A 19,232-nucleotide genomic window follows, 5' to 3' on the forward strand; every position below is an offset into this window, starting at 1 on the left:
GGTTTCATTATAGTTGTCAGTCAATGACGTGTATATAGCGGTAAATGTTTATTAAAATCGAATAGTGTCGAAATACACTAAATCTTGATATAGGGGGATGGAAGCGTTGCTGAACAAAGAGAACGCGATTCGTGGCATCATTTTTGATATGGATAATACGCTTCTTCAATCTCATATTGATTTTCCAGCAATGAAGCAGGCGATTGCCCACTTTTTGATTAGAGAGGGGACGTTAACGCGTGAGTTTTCGATAGCGCCGCACACAACATCGACAATTCTTGCTCATGTCAAAGAGGAAGGAGCATCTGAGGAAGTGCTAACTGCCGCTTTGCAAATTGCTGAGGGATATGAGCTGACAGGCATGGAGGGAGCGGGTCTTGAGCCTGGTGCGCTGGAGCTTCTGGATAAGCTGCAAGGAAATTATGGATTAGCGCTCGTGACCAATAACTCGTACGCCGCCGCCCTTAGAGCCTTGGAGAACACGGGGATCAAAGAGCGATTTGATTTGATTGTCGGAAGAGATCAGATGGAGGCGATGAAGCCCTCGCCTTCAGGTAATTTGTTCGTGCTGAATCATTTCTCTGAAATTGAAGCGAATGCGTGGATTTCCGTTGGCGATTCGTGGATTGATGGCCAAGCAGCCAAGGAAGCTAGGATTCCTTTTATAAGTTATGGCAATGGAGTACCGTTGATGGTGGAAAAAGGCGTAAAGCCAGCCGCCCACATTGACAAGCTGTTAAGTCTGTTAGATTATGTATAGATGAGAGATGAACAAGAGAAAGAAGTGATCGTAAGTGTTAATTGATATTAAATCCCGCCTTCAAGAGAACCTTATTCAGGAGCTGCTTAGTTACAGTGTCTTTCCAGATCCAGATGTCGTGGAAGAGACGATTAAGCGGTACGAGACGGATTCAAATATGTGGCTGTATGGTTATGAGTCTGAAGGCATCCTTGTCGGAATTATCGGGTTCGGAATCAATGATGAGCAGGAAATGACCGTACATCATCTGGCAGTTGATCCTCATAGCAGAGGAGTGGGGTTCGGGCGGGGCATCATTCTCGAAATTATTGAAGAGATGCACCCTCTGAGAATCGTGGCGGAGACGGATGAGGATACGGTTCAATTTTACCGCAGCATCGGCTTCGTGATTCGCAGTCTTGGCGAGAAATATCCAGGCGTTGAGCGGTTTATATGTACATATGAGGTTGAGCCGGAAGAGGAATAATCAAATGGAACAAGGTTGGTCAGGAGGTAATCCTGGCTAACCTTTTTTTTCTTTGCACGGGGTTCGTGAATAGGAGGGTACACTTTAACGCCGATTACTCCAGTTATTTTCTACGATTTAACCAATTAACTGGAATTTCTACCGCTACTCCCACCAAATCTAGCAGATTTCGCGCAGCTATCGACGATTTAGCTGGAGTTTCTACGGCTATTCCGTTCATACCCACAGTACAGCCCAGAATAACGGTAGCTTTTCCATCTATTTCAGATAAGGCAATCATAATCAATCATCCTTCTTACATAGTACTTTTCCACGGCAACAAGTTTCCTCACGAACAGTCCAAGCCAAAAGTAAGTGTCATGTTAGATAGCATTTTGCATATATTGTTGTAGGCTGTGACTTTACTAAGATTGCGTTGAAAGCGATTTCTACACGTCATTTAAGTGACAATTTTCACAATGATGACAAGCATTGCGGGTGTTTTGTCAAACGGTGTAATACAAGTTCCCCGAAGAAACAGGAGGGTGCAGAGATGCTGCATATCGTAGTGTGTATCAAGCAGGTACCTGACTCTAGAGAAATTCGCATTGACCCGAAAAATAACACGTTAATCCGTCAAGGTGTACCCAGCATTGTGAATTTTTACGATATGCATGGGCTGGAAGAAGCGCTCCGTATTAAGGATGAAACCGGTGCAAGGGTGACCGTTGTCACCATGGGGCCTCCGCCCGCGGAGAAAGGCTTGAAGGAGTGTATCTCACTTGGCGCGGATGATGCCGTACTGGTAACGGACCGTGGTTTTGCTGGAGCGGACACGCTGGCTACTTCCTATGTCGTTGCTCGGACGATTCGTAAAATCGCGGAGACATGGGGGCCGGTGGATATTGTTTTTTGCGGGAAACAAACACTGGATGGCGACACGGGTCAAGTCGGGCCAGGGGTTGCTTGCCGATTGGATTTGGAGCAGCTCACGTATGTGAACAAAGTGGTGGATGTTGATGAACAGAATCGCAAGGTTCGTGTGCATCGCCTTTTGGAGGATGGTATCGAAGTTGTTGAGACAAGCATGCCTGTGCTGATTACAGCGCTTAAGGAGCTGAATAAGGTTCGAAGGGCATCGATGCCAGGCATGATTCGAGCCGCGCGTTATAAGCCGACGGTGTGGACGACAGCAGATTTTCCAGACCTAGAGCGGGCGAAAATCGGACTCAAAGGCTCCCCAACGATCGTTGCAAAAACGTGGGTGCCTGAAGTGAAAGCCGTTAAAACGAATATGATCGCCTATGATACGCCGGAAGCGGCAGCCGCGCAGCTTGCTGATCAGTTGATGACGAAGGATATGCAGACGCTGCTTGATTGGACCTAGGTAGGCAAAGGCGCACAAATTTTGATGTGACACAAGACGCTAATGGAGCGAGCATGCAAGAAACTTGTAACGAATGGAGGAAGTCACAATGGCTAGTGATCAAACGACGGACCAGGCCGAAGCAGCAATGCCCGATTGGTCCGCATATCGGGGAGTATTAATCGTGGTTGAGCAGCGGGACGGGGTAGCGAAAAAGGTGTCCTGGCAGCTGCTAGGCGAAGGCAAGAAGCTGGCAGCCAAGCTGGACGCGCCGCTCATGGCGCTCGTTATCGGCGAGGGGGTAGCCCACCTCGCCGACGAAGCCGTGCATTACGGCGCGGACCGGGTGTTCCTCTGCGAAGCGCCAGAGCTTCGCACGTACCGAACCCGGCCGTACAGCCGGGTCTGCTTGAAGCTAATCGAGGAGGCAAAGCCCGAGATCGTGCTGTTCGGCGCGACAGCCACGGGCCGAGATCTGGCAGGCGCCATCGCGACGCACCTGCCAACGGGCTTGACGGCCGACACGACGCAGCTCGACGTGGAGCCGCCGCCGTCGCGGCTGCTGCTGGCCAGCCGACCGGCTTTTTCCGAGAAGATGATGGCCACCATCCTCTGCAAGCAGTACCGGCCGCAGATGGCGACGGCGCGGGCCGGGGTGTTTCAGGCGCTGCCGAAGGACACGGAGCGCCAAGGTGAGATCGTCGCTATCGAAGCGGCGATGCGGGAGGAAGAGATTGCCGCGCAGGTGCTCGACTTCCTGCACGAAACCGGCAAGCTGAATCTCGAGGACGCCGAGATTATTGTGGCTGGGGGCCGCGGACTAGGCGGCCCTGAGCCCTTCGCGCTGCTCGCTGAGCTGGCAGAGGCGCTCGGCGGCGTTGTTGGCGCATCCCGCGCGGCGGTGGACGCGGGCTGGATCGGGCATGAGCACCAGGTGGGTCAGACCGGTGCGACTGTGCGGCCGAAGCTGTACTTCGCCATCGGCATCTCGGGCGCTGTGCAGCATACCGTCGGCATGAGCCATGCGGACGTTGTCGTCGCCATTAACAAAGACGAGAAAGCGCCTATCTTCCAATTTGCTCATTATGGCATGGTAGGCGATTTGTTTAAGCTGGTTCCGGCGATTACGCAAGAGGTGAAAAACCGCCGAACGCTGTTTGGCAAGCCTGCTGCGGATACAACCGCTTCCGTGCCAACGCTGGAAAGGAGTGAGGCCAAATGAACGAAAAATTTGATGCGATAGTCGTTGGCGGAGGTCCAGCTGGTTCCGCAGCAGCTCTGACGATGGCGCAAGCTGGGTTATCTGTTGTCCTCCTGGAGCGGGGGGAGTTCCCCGGCGCCAAAAATATTTTCGGCGGCGTCCTTTACCGCAAGCAAATTGAGGAGCTCGTTCCCGAGTTCTGGAAAGAGAAGAACTTTCCGATGGAACGGTATATTGTGGAGCAGCGTATTTGGATGATGGGCAAGGAGTCCATGGTCACATTCGGTCACCGCAATGAAGCCTACAAAGAGCCGTATAACTGTTTTACCGGCTTGCGCGTCAAATTTGACCAATGGTTTGCCGATAAAGCCGTTGCCGCTGGAGCCATTCCTGTGTACGAAACCGTTGCGCTGGATGTCATACGCGAAGGCGATAAGATCGTTGGTGTGAAGACGGATCGGGATGATGGCAATTTGTATGCAGACGTTGTTGTCATCGCCGATGGCGTTAATTCCTTGCTCGGTAAAGCGATGGGCATTCATAAGGAATGGACGCCTGACCAAGTGTCACTTGCGGTGAAAGAAGTCATTGCGCTGCCCAAGGAGAAGATCGAGGACCGCTTCGGACTGGAAGGCGACGAAGGCGTGACGATTGAATTCATGGGCGAAACTTCGCTCGGCATGGCGGGCATGGGCTTCCTTTATACGAATAAAGAAACCATTTCCCTAGGCGTCGGTGTGATGGTTAACCATTTGCGTGATAAAAAAGTCAAACCTTATGCGGTCTTGGACGCGGTGAAACAACATCCAATGATTCGTAAGCTGATACAAGGCGGAGAAACGAAGGAGTACTCTGGGCATCTGATTCCCGAAGGCGGCTTTCACTCGATTCCTCCGCTTTCAGGTAATGGCTGGTGCGTCTGCGGGGATGCCGCGCAGCTCATCAATTTCGTTCATCGGGAAGGCACCAATTTGGCGATGACCTCTGGCAGATTGGCTGGCGAAGCGATTGTGGAGGCCAAAGGGCGCGGGAATTACACCGCCGCTTCGCTGCAAGCTTACGATCAAAAAATACGTGAATCCTTTGTGCACAAAGATTTGCAAAAGTATAAGGGCATGCATCAATTCCTGAAAGAACAAGACCCTGAGCTCCTATTTGATAAGCTGCCTAGAGCGCTTAATGAAGCTGCTTATAATATGTTCCTAGTGGACGGCATTGCCAAAGCAGATAAGCAGAAAATGGCGATGAAGCTGATCAAAAACGCCGCAGGCGGTACAGTGAACTTGATGAAGCTAGGTTACAAAGGCTGGAGGGCGATGAACGGATGAGTCAAAGCGATATTTCTGATAAGCTGTTTACGATTCGTTACAAGTGTGATGACAAGTCACACCTCGTTATCAAAGACAAACAGACCTGTGTGAGCTGTGTGACCAAGGATTGCAACTACTTCTGTCCTTCGGATGTGTATGAGTGGGAAAAGAAGCTCAAGATTACAACCGTTGCTTTTGAGAATTGTATTGAATGCGGAACTTGCCGAATTGCTTGTCCGTCGCACAACATCGATTGGGTTTATCCCAAAGGTGGCTACGGTATGACGTATAAATTTGGCTAAAGGAATGGGTTTGTGGAGGGAGTAGGGCTTATAAGCCCTGCTCCTTTTTTTGCTGGATTTAGGGAATACTATAGTAAAACTACATTTCTCCATATGTATGTGTACAATCTCCATAGTACAGATTCGCAAAGAATAAGATAATAGGGCGTAGGAGGGATATTATGCAGATAACTTTTGAACAGACACAAGGTATTTTCCATTTAACAAACAATCAGATGAGTTATGTGATTCAACTTGTCCAAAACGCCTATCCGGCACATGTTTACTGGGGTCGCCCCATCCGATCCGGCCAATTGGCTTCTATTTTACAATTTCACGAAAGATGTTCATTTTCTCCTAACCCGGTTCCGGAAGATCGGAGCATTTCCTTCGATACGTTACCGCAGGAATATCCGGCATATGGAACCAGTGATTATCGGGAACCTGCTTATCAAGTTGCGCTTTCTGATGGGTCAACGATTACTGAACTTATCTATGATAAGCATCGTATTTACGCAGGCAAACCTACGTTAGAAGGTCTGCCGGCTACGTATATAGAGCATGAAGACGAAGCTCAAACGCTTGAGTTGGAGTTAGTAGATGCTTTGATTGGTTTGCGGGTCATTCTTTCCTACACCCTATTTGACAAGCATGCGGCATTGACGAGATCCGTGCGGTTCGTGAACGAAGGAACAGCTGATGTGAAGCTGCTTCGCGCGCTAAGCATGAGCGTTGACTACTCACATAACGAATTCGATTTGCTGCAGCTTTCCGGAAGCTGGGTGAGAGAGCGGTATATGGTACGCAGGCCGCTTGCGCCAGGTAAATTGACGGTAGAAAGCCGCCGCGGATCCAGCAGCCATCAGCATAATCCATTCATTGCCCTGCTTGCCAAAGAGGCGGGCGAAGACCATGGAGATGTATACGGGTTTAGCCTTGTGTATAGTGGGAATTTTGCTGCTCATGCGGAAGTAGAACCATATGGAAACACGCGTGTATCCATGGGGATTAATCCTTTTGATTTCTCTTGGCTGCTTGAGCCAGGACAAGCATTCCAGACGCCTGAAGCCGTTATGGTTTACTCCAGCTCTGGCTTAGGGGAAATGTCCAGGTCTTATCACAAGCTGTATCGTACACGCTTATGCCGCGGAGAATTCCGTGACCGGACTAGACCGGTGCTCGTGAACAACTGGGAAGCAACGTACTTCCAATTTAACGCGGACAAAATTGAAAGCATTGCCAGCGCAGGCAAGGAGCTTGGGATTGAATTGTTCGTACTTGATGATGGCTGGTTCGGTAAAAGAGACAGCGACAATAGCTCACTAGGAGACTGGATTGTCGATAAAGCGAAGCTGCCGAATGGTTTGGAAGATTTGGTAGCCAGAGTGAATGGCATGGGGCTTCAATTCGGTCTCTGGTTTGAGCCGGAGATGGTGTCACCGAACAGTGAACTGTACAAGAAGCATCCAGATTGGTGCTTACACGTGCCTAACCGTCGCCGTACGGAGGGCCGTCAACAATTGATTCTGGACTTCTCTCGTGAAGATGTATGTGAGGCGATCTTGGGAATGCTTCGCAACATTCTGAGCAGCAGCCCAATTACGTATGTCAAATGGGACATGAATCGTAATATGACGGAAATCGGTTCTGCCGCGCTGCCTCCTGAAAGACAAAGAGAAACGGCACATCGTTATATCTTGGGACTCTATCGCGTTCTCGAATCGTTAACGAAAGAATTCCCTCATATTCTTTTTGAAAGCTGCTCTGGCGGCGGAGGCCGCTTCGATCCAGGCATGCTCTACTACATGCCCCAAACGTGGACGAGCGACAACACCGATGCCGTTTCCCGCTTGAAAATTCAATACGGGACAAGCATCGTCTATCCGATTAGCTCGATGGGCGCGCACGTATCCGCAGTTCCGAATCATCAGGTGAAGCGCGAAACCTCGCTGAAGATGCGCGGTGATGTGGCGATGTCGGGCAACTTCGGTTACGAGTTGGATCTGACCCGTTTCACGGATGAAGAGAAAGAGATCGTCAAACAACAAATTGCCGATTACAAAGAAATCCGCCCGTTGGTCCAATTCGGTGATTTGTATCGTCTGCTGAGTCCCTTTGAAGGCAACGAAACGGCTTGGATGATCGTCTCCGAGGATAAAAAGCAAGCACTTGTCGGCTATTTCCGCGTGCTGGCAGAACCGAACGCGCCGCTCAAATCGCTGCGGTTAAAAGGGCTTAACCCTGCATTCGATTACCGAATTGCGGGTAATGATGCTGAATATCCTGGCGATCACTTGCTTTACGCTGGTCTTCCCGTTAACGACTTGCGCGGAGATTTCCAGAGTAAAATATGGGTCCTTCAGGCATCTTCTCAATGAACTTAATTTCCGCTATGATTAGTCTATTACATAGATAGACTGATCATGGAAGGGAGATTACTGCGATATGTTGAAGCGACCTGGGAAAGATGAATACGCACCTTATTATGAAACGTACATCAGCAAAGTGCCTGACGAGGATTACGAGGTGTTTTTACAACGTCAGCTTGATGAAATCCTTGCGTTATTTGTTCAATTTGATAACGAGAAGACACTTTATCGCTACGCGCCTGGGAAATGGAGCTTGAAGGAAGTATTAGGGCACATCACAGACACGGAGCGGGTAATGAGCTACCGAATGCTGCGTATTGCCCGCGGAGACTCAACGGTACTGCCTGGATTTGATCAGGACGTCTTTATTGCCAATACGTCGTTCGACGAAGTGTCTATCGAGGTGCTGTTGCATGATTTCAAGGCGGTGCGGCAGTCTACTTTAACACTTCTACAAACGATTGCAGACTCCGCTTGGTCACGGCAAGGTAACGTCAGCACGTTCGACATCACTGCTAGGGGACTTGCATATGTGATTGCCGGTCATGCTGAGCACCATGTGAGTATTGTGCAAGAACGATATCTATAAAAAAAAAGAGTTTGTCAGGGTACGCCCTCGACAAACTCTTTTTTTTAATACAGGGATAGAGCCAATGAGTCACGTTCATTGAAGGAATGCAGGATCGCCTCACAGCCAACGATTTCAATACTTATGATAGAGTCCAGGCATTTCTTAATCGTCGCTCTGCCTTTCGTAACTTTCGCTTCAAGAGCAGATTTCAATAAGTTGAATTTCTTTTTATTTTTCTCATCGGAGTAAACAGGCACGGGTTTGTTGTGAATTGTAATAAACATTTTCATAGTTTTTCACCATCCTAGGAATTGGATATACATCAAGCATATATGAGGATTATTAATAGAACCTTAAAATAGTTTTACAATTTTGAAACAAACGTGCATTTCACGTAATTCTGTTAAAACTATTCAAATTATTTCCTCATTTTGGAGCATTAATCTGCTAGCTTTTTCCGTTGTCAAAGAATATACGATTCAGAAGGCAAAAAAGTTCCATACTCTATAAAAAACTACATGAAAATTTTGTGAATTTTCTTTAATTTTGCGAATCGCGCTGCCGATACAGCTTAGGCGAGATCCCAAACCGATGTTTAAAAGCACGATGGAAATACGGATAGCTGCCGAAACCGCAGCTCAAAGCGATTTGTTCCAAGGACATGGAGCTGTCGTGCATCCGTTCCACTGCGCTGGATAACCGGACTTCCAAGGCGTATTGAATCATCGTTTTGCCGAAGTACTCTTTGAATAGGTGAACCGCGCGAGATACGCTGAGTCCGACGTGATCCGCTACATCATCGACTTTGAAGGTGGCCGTAGCGTGCGCTTCAATAAATCGTTTCATGCGAGTGCCTGTAAAAGGCCGTCCTTGCAAGGAAACGGTTTCCGTTGCTGCTCGTTCCACATAGAGACAGAGTGCTTGCAGCAAGTAGCCGCTAAGCTCACGGTTTTCTTCTTCCATTCTGCGCTTCTCAAGAATAAGCTGGCGCCACAGTGAAATGAGCCGCGCGTCGAGATCAATTCGGGTGCAGGTTTGTTTGAGGCTGCGTTTCCACCATGCGTCGATCCATGTCCCTTTGCAAAATAAATAATAATCTCCGCTGGCAATTTTGCCGCCGGGGTTGTCTTTCGCAGGTTCGATCCTTAGTTCGTACGGATCGCCTGGCTTATATAGAAGCAAATGGCCGGATTCGATCTGAATCATTTGACCATCAACAAGAATTTCACATGTGCCCTCTGTTTGTAAACGGAAAAGATAAGTATTGAGTCCCGATTTCGTACTCACATTAAACGGTTCCATATGAAAAGAATAGCCGCAGGTTAACAACTCTGTATCCATTGCATTCACCTTTCATAGCCAAATAAGATATGTTTTGATTATATCGTGAATGGTCATAATAAGCTATGTTCCGCTATACTGTCTACATAGGCAACAGAAATGCATAATTTGGAATCTAAGAAAAGAGGGAAACAAATGGGACGTTTAGGAATTGGTCTTCAATTGTATACACTTCGTGATGATATGGCTAAAGATTTGGAAGGCACACTTCGTCATGTTGCTAAGCTAGGATATGAAGGCGTGGAGTTCGCGGGTTATTTTGACAAACCTGCTGAAGAGATGAAAGCATTGCTGGATGAACTTGGCCTGAAAGCAATTGGAAGTCACGTAAGTCTGGAGAGATTCCGTAATAATCTGCAAGGCGAAATCGACTATCTGCACACAATTGGTGCAAAATACGCGATCTGTCCGTATGTAGGTGCTGAAGAGCGCGAAAATGCAGACCAATGGAAAGTGCTGATTGCTGAATGTGAGCAACTTGCGATTGAAGTTGGCAAACAAGGATTACAGTTCTTGTATCATAATCATGATTTCGAATTCCATCACAAAGTGGACGGCGAGTTCGTCTTTGATGCGATGTATGCAGGTAAAGATGCGATCCAAGTCGAGATGGACGTGTGCTGGGTTAAATACGCAGGACAAGATCCATTAGCTTATATCGCGAAATATGCGGGACGTTTGCCGCTGCTTCACTTCAAAGATTTCTCCAAGGATGCTGAAGGCAAATTGGTTACATTGGAGCTAGGATTAGGCGAGGTTCCACTTGAGGAAGTCATTAAAGCTGCAGAGCAAGCTGGTGTTCAATGGCTTGTTGTTGAGCAGGATCACTGCCAGAAGCCACCTCTTGTGAGCATCGAAAACAGCTTGAACTGGGTTAAAGAGCACTACATCAACGTTCATAACTAATTCATAACTAATCATTCAGAGGAGTGTACATTCAAATGAGTAAAATTAAAGTGGCCGTCGTTGGTTGCGGCTCCATCTCCAAACATAGACATATCCCGGAATACGCTTTGAATCCAAACGTTGAGTTTGTTGCTTTCGTTGATCCGATTATCGAAAGAGCTGAGCATTATGCTCAGCTTCATGGCGGAAAAGCATATAGCAGCTATGCTGAAATGTTGAAAGAAGAAAAAGTAGACGCAGTTAGCGTATGTACGCCTAACTATTTGCACGCGGAGGTTTCCATTGCTGCAGCAAATGCTGGTGCGCATGTACTCGTAGAGAAGCCAATGGCTGCTACAGCTGAAGAAGCGGAAGCGATGATCGAAGCTGCTAAGAAAAATGGCGTGTTCTTGATGGTTGGTCACAACCAGCGTCTAATGGCACCTCACGTGAAAGCGAAAGAAATTTTGGATTCTAGCAAACTGGGCAAAGTGTTGACGTTCCGTACATCTTTTGGGCACCCAGGACCAGAAGGCTGGAGTGTTGACGGTCGCGAGAGCTGGTTCTTCCGCAAGGAAGAAGCGATTATGGGCGCAATGGGAGACCTTGGCGTACACAAATCGGATTTGATCCGTTATTTGTTGAATGATGAAGTTGCACAAGTAGCAGCTTTCGTAGGTACCCTGCACAAAGAAGGTACAGATGTAGATGATAACTCCACCTGTTTGCTGCGCATGAAAAGCGGCGCTACGGGTTCCCTGGTTGCTAGCTGGACTTACTACAAAGGCCAAGACAACTCCACGGTTCTCTGGTGCGAGAACGGTGTTATCAAAATCGATACAGATCCAAACGATCAAGTTATCGTAGAGCTTCGCAACGGTACGGTTGAGCGTTACAAAGTTGGTCAAGTTGCGACGAATGAGAAGCAAACGGTCAGCGGCGTAATCGATGAGTTCGTAGCAAGCATTGTGAGTGGTACGAAACCTCGTATTTCCGGCGAAGAAGGCAAACGTTCCCTGGAAGTTATCCTAGCTGCCTTCGAATCCGAAGCAACTGGAAAAATTATTACGCTCTAATCGTAATATCATACATGATAAAAAAAGAGGCTGCCGAAAAGTCATCAAATGACCTAGGGTAGCCTCTTTTTTGAACTTGTAGACTGTCTCATCAAGATTAACGGGAATTACTCCCGCTATTTCTTGGAGTATCGCGGCCAAAGCAGGAATACATGGAATTTCTCCAGTTAATTCGCTTATAAAGCCAGGACTTGCTCAAATAACGGGAGAAATTCCCCTTCACCATTTACCTCTTATCTTCCGGCGATCTCAATGGGGATCGTGTTCGATTTACCAACAACTGTTTCCTTCGAATCTTTCACATGGACTTGTATGTCCCAAATCCCGGATTTCAGTAAATTACCTTCCACTCTGGCTGTAACCATGTGCTCGTCCTGCCATGTCGTCGGAATGGCTTTACCATTCAGCGTTACAATGCTGAGCGGGGGCAAATTATTGCCGCGTATCGTGAGTGTTATACTAGTGTGTCCAGCTATTTCTTGTGAATCAGCCTCAACTTTATCAAGGAGTATGGGACCAAAACCTAGCATATACTTCGAATTAATAATAGGGACCTTATAATCTTTGTAAGCATGGCGGTCGCCGAACATAATGTCATATTGCAAGGTTTCATAATCCTTTAAGTCTTGTTCATTAATGTGCATCTCCTCAAAATAATCTTTTGGCGGGATGACAGGGATCTTTTTCGAAAGCTGACTTAAATAATCGGTATAATAGCTGCCTTGCTGTTTAGATAATTCGATGAGATAAGGACCTAAGAATGATGGGCTAATGTTGAGCTTATCCTTGCGCTCAGTGTCGAAATTGTTCCAAACAACAAGGGGAACGCTGTACATTTTTTTCAAGAAATCCGGATCATCTTTGCCGCTAATATATTTGGTGTCAATGTAAGTAGCATAGTCATCGCCTAAGGCTGGCAAGTGGTCGCCCCAGAATGCGATAATCGTTGGCTCGCCTTTTTTCTCATAGTACTCAACAAGCTCTTTCAGCATTCTATCAGAGGCATTAATGCCTTGTGCAAGCGTTTCGAGCATACCTTGAGAAGAAGGGGACATGTCGCCTTTGACATCAAAAGTATTTTTCGGAAATTTACCCGGGAAGTAATGGAAATGATTTTCCATGGTGTTCGCAAAAACAAAATCGGGACCGTCACTGAGATCCGTCGCATGAATAATATTCGCCGCAACCTCACTATCCGCGATATAAGGGCCTGAATAGTTAGGCTTAAAATATTCAATCGGAATATATTTAGAGAAACCGAAGTCTTTATAGATTCTATTACTGTTAAAATACCAATTATAGAAAGGGCTAACAGCAGTTGATGTGTAGCCTTGTCTTGCATAAATGCTAGCTAAAGAGTCTACTTCATTCGTAATGAATTGGTTATAGGCAATCGATCCTTGCGGCAAGAAACGCATGGAGTTCCCCGTCAAAACCTCAAATTCCACGTTGGCAGTTCCACCGCCGTATTGCGGCGAAAGCATGGTTCCACTAGTTCCGGTCTGCTGCAGCTTATGAAAGAATGGGACTGGATCCTGGCTGAATTCTACACCTTTGATAACAGTAGGGTCCCAGAATGATTCACTTAATACGACAATCACATTGGGCTTAACGTTCGGATCGCCAGCTTTAATCGGCGGCTTGGGTGAATTGCTGACAATGGCTTCGACTGCTTTATCGTCATAGCCTTCACGTTTATCGCTGAACATCGATTTCGTATTCAGGAACGTAGCTAGTGCGTAACCGTTTGTTTGCGTATTTTCAACCTGATTCCATACCGAAGCTTTAATGCCGCACCATTTCTGAACGGGTAATGGGAGATCGGAATAAACCGCTGCCAGCATCCCCAGGGCAATAACCGCGATAATTCCCCGTTCTTTTATATGAACTTTTTTCATAAATAATTGTGTGCGGTATAACAAGAAATAGCTGGCTACTACGAACAAAGCGAGAATAAGCAATATTTTGAAGGTGAAAATGTTCTTCACATATTGCACCATATCGGAAGCTTCGCCTGCTAGAACGATATCCCAAGGCGTCAAGGGGACACCTAGTATTTTGAGTTTGATCCCGCTGATGAGGCCCATAACGAGAAGGATCCCGGATAGCACCCAATAAGCTACTCTAGTACGGCCAATGATGGCAATGAATAGTAGTAGTAGGCTAAATACAATCCATTCATTATAAACCAGCTCGATAACATGCTTATAGCTCCATGTAATCATTTCTATATACTGCCCGCGGCTTAATATTTCCATAATGACCACAGGAATTAAGGCAATAAGAATAAAGGGCAGCCGCTGCCGGGATAGCTGCAGTAAACGATCTAGGTGTAGTTTCATATGTTCTCCTATGGATATGGATTGTAGATAAATTGTAAAGGACAACTGACATTATACCACGAGAATCTGCAATATTCGATGGTAGTTTATCTAATAATTTTAAGGCATTTTGACGTGAAAAATAGATGGCTTTAGCAGGGAAATGATGCTTACGACGAGAAGATAGTAAGTAGAAAAATGTAAGTGACGAGAGGGGATGAACGATGGCTAAAGAACAGATTGCATTGCAGAAGAGAGCTGCCATTAGAGCGCAGCATCGCAGAATGACCAAGAGCAGCTTACTGCGGCGAGGTTTCTTTCTTTTTATCGGAGCAGCCTTAATGGCTGTCGGACTCGAAATTTTCTTGGTTCCTAACCGAATTATCGATGGTGGAATCACTGGTATTTCCATCATTTTGTCGTATTTGACCCACATTCAAGTAGGGATTTTCCTTACCTTATTGAATATTCCATTTTTGTTTATCGGCTACAAAATGATCGGAAAAACATTTGCGTTATCGACATTATTCGCCATCTTGGTGATGTCTATAGGTACATGGCTGCTTCACCCGGTTCATGAGCTGACCAACGATCCATTATTAGCTGCCGTATTTGGAGGCATTATTCTCGGGATTGGCGTGGGGATGGTTATCCGGTTCGGGGGATCGCTTGACGGAACGGAAATTATTGCGATTCTAGTTTCCAAAAAGATTCCATTTTCTGTAGGCGAGATTGTGATGTTCTTCAACTTATTTATTCTAGGCAGTGCAGGTTTTGTATACAGCTGGGATCGCGCAATGTACTCATTAATTGCTTATTTTATCGCTTATAAATTGATTGATGTGACGATCGAAGGTTTTGATGAGTCCAAATCCGTTTGGATTATCAGTGATCAGTTTAGACAGATCGGAGAAGCTATTCTGGACCGACTGGGGCGTGGTGTTACGTATTTGGAAGGGGAAGGCGGTTTCTCCGGAGATAATAAGAAGGTTATATTCTGTGTTATCACGCGACTGGAGGAGGCGAAGCTGAAATCCATTGTTGATGAACTCGATCCATCGGCATTCCTCGCAGTCGGCAATATCCACGATGTCAAAGGCGGAAGATTTAAAAAGAAGGATATTCACTAGTCTTTGTCTTTATCATTCGTTTGCGTCGAGTTTCTTCGCTCGAACAGTCCTAATTCTCTCATTTTCTGAGCGGCATCCTTGCTGCTGGGACTTCCTAACTTCTTCAGTATATGGCCCACATGAATTTTGACTGTCCGCAGTGAAATGAAAAATCGATTCGCAATTTCCGTTTGCGTGTGGCCCTTATCAATCATTTCCAGTACCTGAAGTTCTGTCGGTGTGATCAGATCGCGTGCTTCCTTGACCTTGAACTGATGTTCAAGCCGCTTCAGTCGGCGAAACTCTTCCCGCATTTGCTCGGCAACCGCGGCGTTAATGGACGCCTTCCGAGCATGCGCTGCGCGTATAATAGCCGGCAGTTCCTCAAATCTGGATTTGATTTGATAGTCGATAGCGCCAGCCTGGAAGGAACGGAAAATGAAGTCCTTCTCTTCCATTGAGGTTAACATAATGACTTTGACACCCCATGCCAAAAGTGCCTGCTCCGCTAGACCGATGCCTGCTGGTTCATCCTGCAGCATAATATCCATAAGTACAACGTCAACATCTGATTCAGACGCCATAAAGAGCTCTCTCGCTTCTTCTGCGGTAGAGAGGGTACGAATGACTTGCAGATCAGGCTGGCGGTCCAGATACGCTCTCAGGCCGCGCAGCCAATCCAGGTCATCCTCAACAATTAATACACGTATAGTTTCCAAGTTGAACCCCCCTTAAGTATGTATACGGCTGCTTGGAAATGTAAGAAACACACTCGTGCCTTTCCCCGGTGTACTGCTAAGCTCCAAAGTCCCTCCATGCTTTTTCATCACGCTGTAGCAATAGGCCAGCCCAAGGCCGAAGTTGTTATGGCTTCCGCTTTTCGTCGTATAGAAAGGTTCTAGGACTTGTTTCAAAACATCTTTTTCCATCCCAATGCCGTTATCTTTGATTTCTAGGACGATATTTTTTTTGGCGTGCATAGTCCGAATGATGAGCTCGCCGCCTTGAGGCATTGCGTCAATCGCATTCATCAACACATTCGTTAATGTTTCTGCCATTTGGATACGGTCAATTTGGAGTGTTAAATTTTCTGAAATGTTCAACTGAGGAGCAATTTTCGCAAGAGAAGGCTGGAGAGGCAGAAGCACTTCTTCAAGCAGCTCACCTAGATGGACAGGAGTGACTCTCAGAGGAAGCTCCTGTGTTTGCTCATGGACTCGGGAAATCATATCGCGGATGTGCTGGGAAGACCCCATGACAACCTCAATGTCCTGCATAAGCTCAGTTTGATGGGTTTCTTCGGCGTGCTGCTTCATTTTTTCCAGAAACAACCGCATTTTACCGACATCATTCTTGATGGCATGGTTCAAAATAGCTGTCCCAGAGGTGATAGCACGAAGTGTCGAATCCAGCTTACGACGTTCAATGAAAAGCCTCATACCGAGAAATCCGTATTTGAAAAATGTGAAAATGAAAAAAGGTACAACAAAGGCAAGAATCCATACGTGGTACACCCACATCCGGTAATAACCGAAGCTTGGCATCACATAGTTTAGCACACCAACACAAAGAATGGGCGGCAAAAGCGCGAGACAGGTAAACAAATGCGTTCGTCTCAGGGCGGGAAGCCGTTCCTTTTTCATCATAATTAGCGCAGCGCCAATGAAAAAATAAGGCACCGCCCATAACGCGACGATGGGGAAAGCAATCGGCATTTCCTCGGTATATCCTGGCGTGAACAAGAGACAAGCAATAGGAGGAAGCAGCAGTACGATTGGCAGCCACGTGCGTACGACAGGTTTTTGCCAGACTGCGTTATAGCTAAGCGAGAGCATAGCGAACGAATACGGCAAGCCGTAATAAGAAATTAACGAGCAAATCCCCATAAAGCGATAGAGCATGGCGCTAATCGAAGGATTAGGCACTGTTTGCTGGATGTAGGGAATGAAGGTTTCAGATAAAACGGCGGCAAGAGCGCCGAAGCCTCCTGTAAAAGCGATGGCGCTCATCCAGCGCATAGTGCTCGATCTCGGATCGATCATAACAAGGCCGAGCGCGATAATCCATAGAGCAAATAGAACGAAAAGCATGAGTCCTCCGTAAACAAATCCAATATTTCCTCTATTGTGGCACGGAGCCAACAATTGCACAAGAGTTCCTTTACCTCGCAACTGGCAGGATTTAGGGTCTTTTTCTCGAATAAGTGGTGAGAAAGGAGTGAAGCCTCATTGTTGTAAAAAAGCGAATGCCCTTATCCATTTTGACCATTTTGGGCAAAGTACTCTTGTCCCTTGTTTTCATTGTTGTCATTACAGTCATTTTATCGATTGCGGCAGCGGTAATTGCGATTTTGAAGCAGCCGGAGCTGGAGAGGAGCCTTGCGGCTGTTGCAGGCGATTCATTTTTTATTAAGGCAGCTTTGTGGGCGCAAATTATTGGTTTCGTTGGCGGCGTGTTTCTCTCGTATGGGATCTTTGAACGACGCAAAGGATGGACACTTGGCCTACAAATTCGCCATTTTGGAAGACGATTTGGTGAAGGCTTCGCAGCGGGCGCACTCCTTATCACAGTCTCTTGCATAGGCATCTGGCTACTCGGCGGTATTCGCATGTTGTCCATTCCATGGACGGAATCGATGCTGCTCGAATTAGTAAGCGGGTTCTTGTTATTCATTGGCGTAGCCGTTAATGAAGAATTATTCGCTCGCGGCTATCTGCAGGGACTAGTCAAAGAACGGTTTGGAAGATCCCCTGCCATAGCCGTATCGACACTTGTCTTCGCACTTCTGCACTCGTTCAATCCTGGGATGTGGAGCACCCCTATGCCACTTTTGAACTTGATTTTGGCAGGGTTGTTATTCGGTGTGTCTCGTGAGCTATCGAAAGGCTTATGGATGCCTATCGGCATGCACCTGTCCTGGAACTTCATGCAAGGCTGCGTATTCGGATTTCAAGTATCTGGCACACCCATGCCTTCTATTCTCAAAGCCGAAGCGCAAGGTAATGTGCTTCTTTCCGGGGGTAGTTTTGGGGCGGAAGGCAGTCTGGTCACTACGATTATTCTTGTAGTTGGGATCCTGCTAGTCATGAACTATTACGGGCAAATAGCAAGAAAAACACCTGCAAACCGAGCTTATCTTAAGCACAAATAAGGAGGATTCAACATTGTCACGTTATGAACTAATCCATAGTGAATGGGACGGGGAGTCGACGCTTCGCCTCGTCGACCACGAAGCCCAAGCTACGGCCGAAATTATTCCGGCCGTAGGACTGCATTTGTTCCGCTTCGACGTGCGGAACCAGGCCTACATCGCGAAGCCAGCCAGCGCCGCTGAGCTTCGCGTCAAGTCTTCGCGCTACGGCGTGCCCATTCTGTTCCCGCCGGGGCGCGTCAAGCAAGCGGCCTTCACCTTCGAAGGCCGCGAATACCTGCTCCCCGCTAACAGGGAGCCCGACCACTCCCACGGCGAGCTGCGCGAGCGGCCGTGGAAGGTCATTGCCAGCGGCGCAGATAGCGCTGGCGGGGCTTATGTCTCCGCGGAGTTCGACCTCGCGGAGCATCCGGACATGCTGGCGTATTTTCCACACGCCGCATGCTTTCGCTTCACGTACCGGCTGAAGGACGGTACGCTGTCACTCAGCGGTGAAATCGCCAATAAGAGCGGCAACACGATGCCGCTGTCCCTTGGCTTTCACCCGTACTTTGCCTACGCGGACGGCGAAGCTAGCCGCGTGAAGGTTGTGATCCCCGCAGCGGCAGAATGGCCTCTCAGCGCTGACGGCTACGCGGCAGGCGAGCCTGCGCCATCGCCGCTGACAGCGGCGCTGCAGCAGGGTGAGCTCGTTACGGCGCTGCCAAGCTATCCAGGCGGCTCGCAACTGCTCAGCGTCGAGCCAGGTCCGCAAACCTGCGAGATTCAGTATGAAGCTCGCGGCACAAAGCTCGTGTTTGATATGGGAGACAAGTTTCCCATTCATGTACTGTTCACGGCGCCGTGGACGAATGCCGTGTCTCTGGAGCCTTACACGAGTATTATGAACGTGTTCAACGAGCCTTTTGCACCTGAAATATCCGGTGCTCTCGGTTTGGAAGCAGGAGAGACATTCAGTTTCGAGTGGTCCATTCACATTGAGACAATAAAATAATATGTAGGAAAGAGTCAAGAGGAAGCCTTACAGCTTCCAGGCTTGACTCTTT

Annotated in this window: 19 protein-coding genes; 13 read left to right on the forward strand and 6 right to left on the reverse strand. The window is 47.5% G+C overall.

The features are described from left to right. The first annotated feature begins 106 nt into the window (after positions 1 to 106). Positions 107 to 760, forward strand: a complete 654-nt coding sequence (locus GQF01_RS19185; protein WP_235960033.1) for an HAD family hydrolase — start codon at positions 107 to 109, stop codon at positions 758 to 760. A gap of 34 nt (positions 761 to 794) precedes the next feature. Then, the gene (locus tag GQF01_RS19190) at positions 795 to 1,226 is read left to right on the forward strand and encodes a GNAT family N-acetyltransferase (protein ID WP_161408355.1); all 432 of its coding nucleotides are present in this window, start codon (positions 795 to 797) and stop codon (positions 1,224 to 1,226) included. Positions 1,227 to 1,329: 103 nt separating this feature from the next. Here GQF01_RS19190 and GQF01_RS19195 read toward each other — a convergent pair whose 3' ends face one another. Next, on the reverse strand, positions 1,330 to 1,506 hold the full coding sequence (locus tag GQF01_RS19195) for a hypothetical protein (protein ID WP_161408356.1): 177 nt from the start codon (positions 1,504 to 1,506) through the stop codon (positions 1,330 to 1,332). Positions 1,507 to 1,758: 252 nt separating this feature from the next. On the opposite strand from GQF01_RS19195, the gene GQF01_RS19200 reads away from it, so the two are divergent. The 6 genes from GQF01_RS19200 (at position 1,759) to GQF01_RS19225 (ending at position 8,321) form a co-directional block, all read left to right on the forward strand. Beyond that, entirely contained in the window at positions 1,759 to 2,592 is an 834-nt protein-coding gene (locus GQF01_RS19200) for an electron transfer flavoprotein subunit beta/FixA family protein (protein ID WP_161408357.1), read from the forward strand. 88 nt (positions 2,593 to 2,680) lie between these two features. Then, the gene (locus tag GQF01_RS19205) at positions 2,681 to 3,793 is read left to right on the forward strand and encodes an electron transfer flavoprotein subunit alpha/FixB family protein (RefSeq protein WP_161408358.1); all 1,113 of its coding nucleotides are present in this window, start codon (positions 2,681 to 2,683) and stop codon (positions 3,791 to 3,793) included. Next, positions 3,790 to 5,100 (forward strand): FAD-dependent oxidoreductase, encoded by a 1,311-nt coding sequence (locus GQF01_RS19210; RefSeq protein WP_161408359.1) that lies wholly within the window; start codon positions 3,790 to 3,792, stop codon positions 5,098 to 5,100. The genes GQF01_RS19205 and GQF01_RS19210 overlap by 4 nt, the downstream gene beginning before the upstream one ends. Further along, positions 5,097 to 5,384, forward strand: coding sequence for a ferredoxin family protein (locus GQF01_RS19215; protein ID WP_161408360.1), 288 nt, complete (start codon positions 5,097 to 5,099; stop codon positions 5,382 to 5,384). The genes GQF01_RS19210 and GQF01_RS19215 overlap by 4 nt, the downstream gene beginning before the upstream one ends. A gap of 161 nt (positions 5,385 to 5,545) precedes the next feature. Next, complete coding sequence (locus GQF01_RS19220) at positions 5,546 to 7,741, forward strand: alpha-galactosidase (protein WP_161408361.1); 2,196 nt, start codon at positions 5,546 to 5,548, stop codon at positions 7,739 to 7,741. Between the two features lie 67 nt (positions 7,742 to 7,808). Next, complete coding sequence (locus GQF01_RS19225) at positions 7,809 to 8,321, forward strand: DinB family protein (RefSeq protein ID WP_161408362.1); 513 nt, start codon at positions 7,809 to 7,811, stop codon at positions 8,319 to 8,321. Positions 8,322 to 8,365: 44 nt separating this feature from the next. On the opposite strand, the gene GQF01_RS19230 is transcribed toward GQF01_RS19225, so the two are convergent. Both GQF01_RS19230 and GQF01_RS19235 read right to left on the reverse strand, forming a co-directional pair. Next, positions 8,366 to 8,593 carry a hypothetical protein gene (locus GQF01_RS19230; protein ID WP_029198041.1) on the reverse strand — a complete coding sequence of 76 codons (228 nt, stop codon included), beginning with the start codon at positions 8,591 to 8,593 and terminating at the stop codon, positions 8,366 to 8,368. A 250-nt stretch (positions 8,594 to 8,843) separates the two neighbouring features. Continuing rightward, complete coding sequence (locus GQF01_RS19235) at positions 8,844 to 9,644, reverse strand: AraC family transcriptional regulator (RefSeq protein WP_161408363.1); 801 nt, start codon at positions 9,642 to 9,644, stop codon at positions 8,844 to 8,846. A 135-nt stretch (positions 9,645 to 9,779) separates the two neighbouring features. Between GQF01_RS19235 and GQF01_RS19240 the strand changes: the two genes are divergently transcribed. Both GQF01_RS19240 and GQF01_RS19245 read left to right on the forward strand, forming a co-directional pair. Then, entirely contained in the window at positions 9,780 to 10,550 is a 771-nt protein-coding gene (locus GQF01_RS19240; RefSeq protein ID WP_161408364.1) for a sugar phosphate isomerase/epimerase family protein, read from the forward strand. A gap of 35 nt (positions 10,551 to 10,585) precedes the next feature. Further along, positions 10,586 to 11,605 carry a Gfo/Idh/MocA family protein gene (locus GQF01_RS19245; RefSeq protein WP_161408365.1) on the forward strand — a complete coding sequence of 340 codons (1,020 nt, stop codon included), beginning with the start codon at positions 10,586 to 10,588 and terminating at the stop codon, positions 11,603 to 11,605. A 233-nt stretch (positions 11,606 to 11,838) separates the two neighbouring features. Here the strand turns inward: GQF01_RS19245 and GQF01_RS19250 are convergent, their stop codons facing one another. Next, positions 11,839 to 13,947: an LTA synthase family protein gene (locus GQF01_RS19250; protein ID WP_161408366.1), complete on the reverse strand. Its 2,109-nt coding sequence runs from the start codon at positions 13,945 to 13,947 to the stop codon at positions 11,839 to 11,841. A 263-nt stretch (positions 13,948 to 14,210) separates the two neighbouring features. Here GQF01_RS19250 and GQF01_RS19255 point away from each other — a divergent pair, with 263 nt between their 5' ends. Further along, complete coding sequence (locus GQF01_RS19255; protein WP_235960079.1) at positions 14,211 to 15,056, forward strand: YitT family protein; 846 nt, start codon at positions 14,211 to 14,213, stop codon at positions 15,054 to 15,056. Here the strand turns inward: GQF01_RS19255 and GQF01_RS19260 are convergent. After that, entirely contained in the window at positions 15,053 to 15,754 is a 702-nt protein-coding gene (locus GQF01_RS19260; protein ID WP_161408368.1) for a response regulator transcription factor, read from the reverse strand. The two genes, GQF01_RS19255 and GQF01_RS19260, sit on opposite strands and share 4 nt — an antisense overlap. 12 nt (positions 15,755 to 15,766) lie before the next feature. Further along, positions 15,767 to 17,125, reverse strand: coding sequence for a sensor histidine kinase (locus GQF01_RS19265; RefSeq protein WP_161408369.1), 1,359 nt, complete (start codon positions 17,123 to 17,125; stop codon positions 15,767 to 15,769). A gap of 155 nt (positions 17,126 to 17,280) precedes the next feature. Here GQF01_RS19265 and GQF01_RS19270 point away from each other — a divergent pair, with 155 nt between their 5' ends. Further along, a complete protein-coding gene (locus tag GQF01_RS19270; protein WP_161408370.1) occupies positions 17,281 to 18,186 on the forward strand; it encodes a CPBP family intramembrane glutamic endopeptidase in 906 nt (301 codons plus the stop codon). 13 nt (positions 18,187 to 18,199) lie between these two features. After that, entirely contained in the window at positions 18,200 to 19,180 is a 981-nt protein-coding gene (locus GQF01_RS19275) for an aldose 1-epimerase (RefSeq protein WP_161408371.1), read from the forward strand. The last annotated feature ends 52 nt before the right edge of the window (positions 19,181 to 19,232 follow it).

The sequence above is a fragment of the Paenibacillus silvestris genome (genome assembly GCF_009882985.1).
GTDB classification, from domain to species: domain Bacteria; phylum Bacillota; class Bacilli; order Paenibacillales; family NBRC-103111; genus Paenibacillus_E; species Paenibacillus_E silvestris.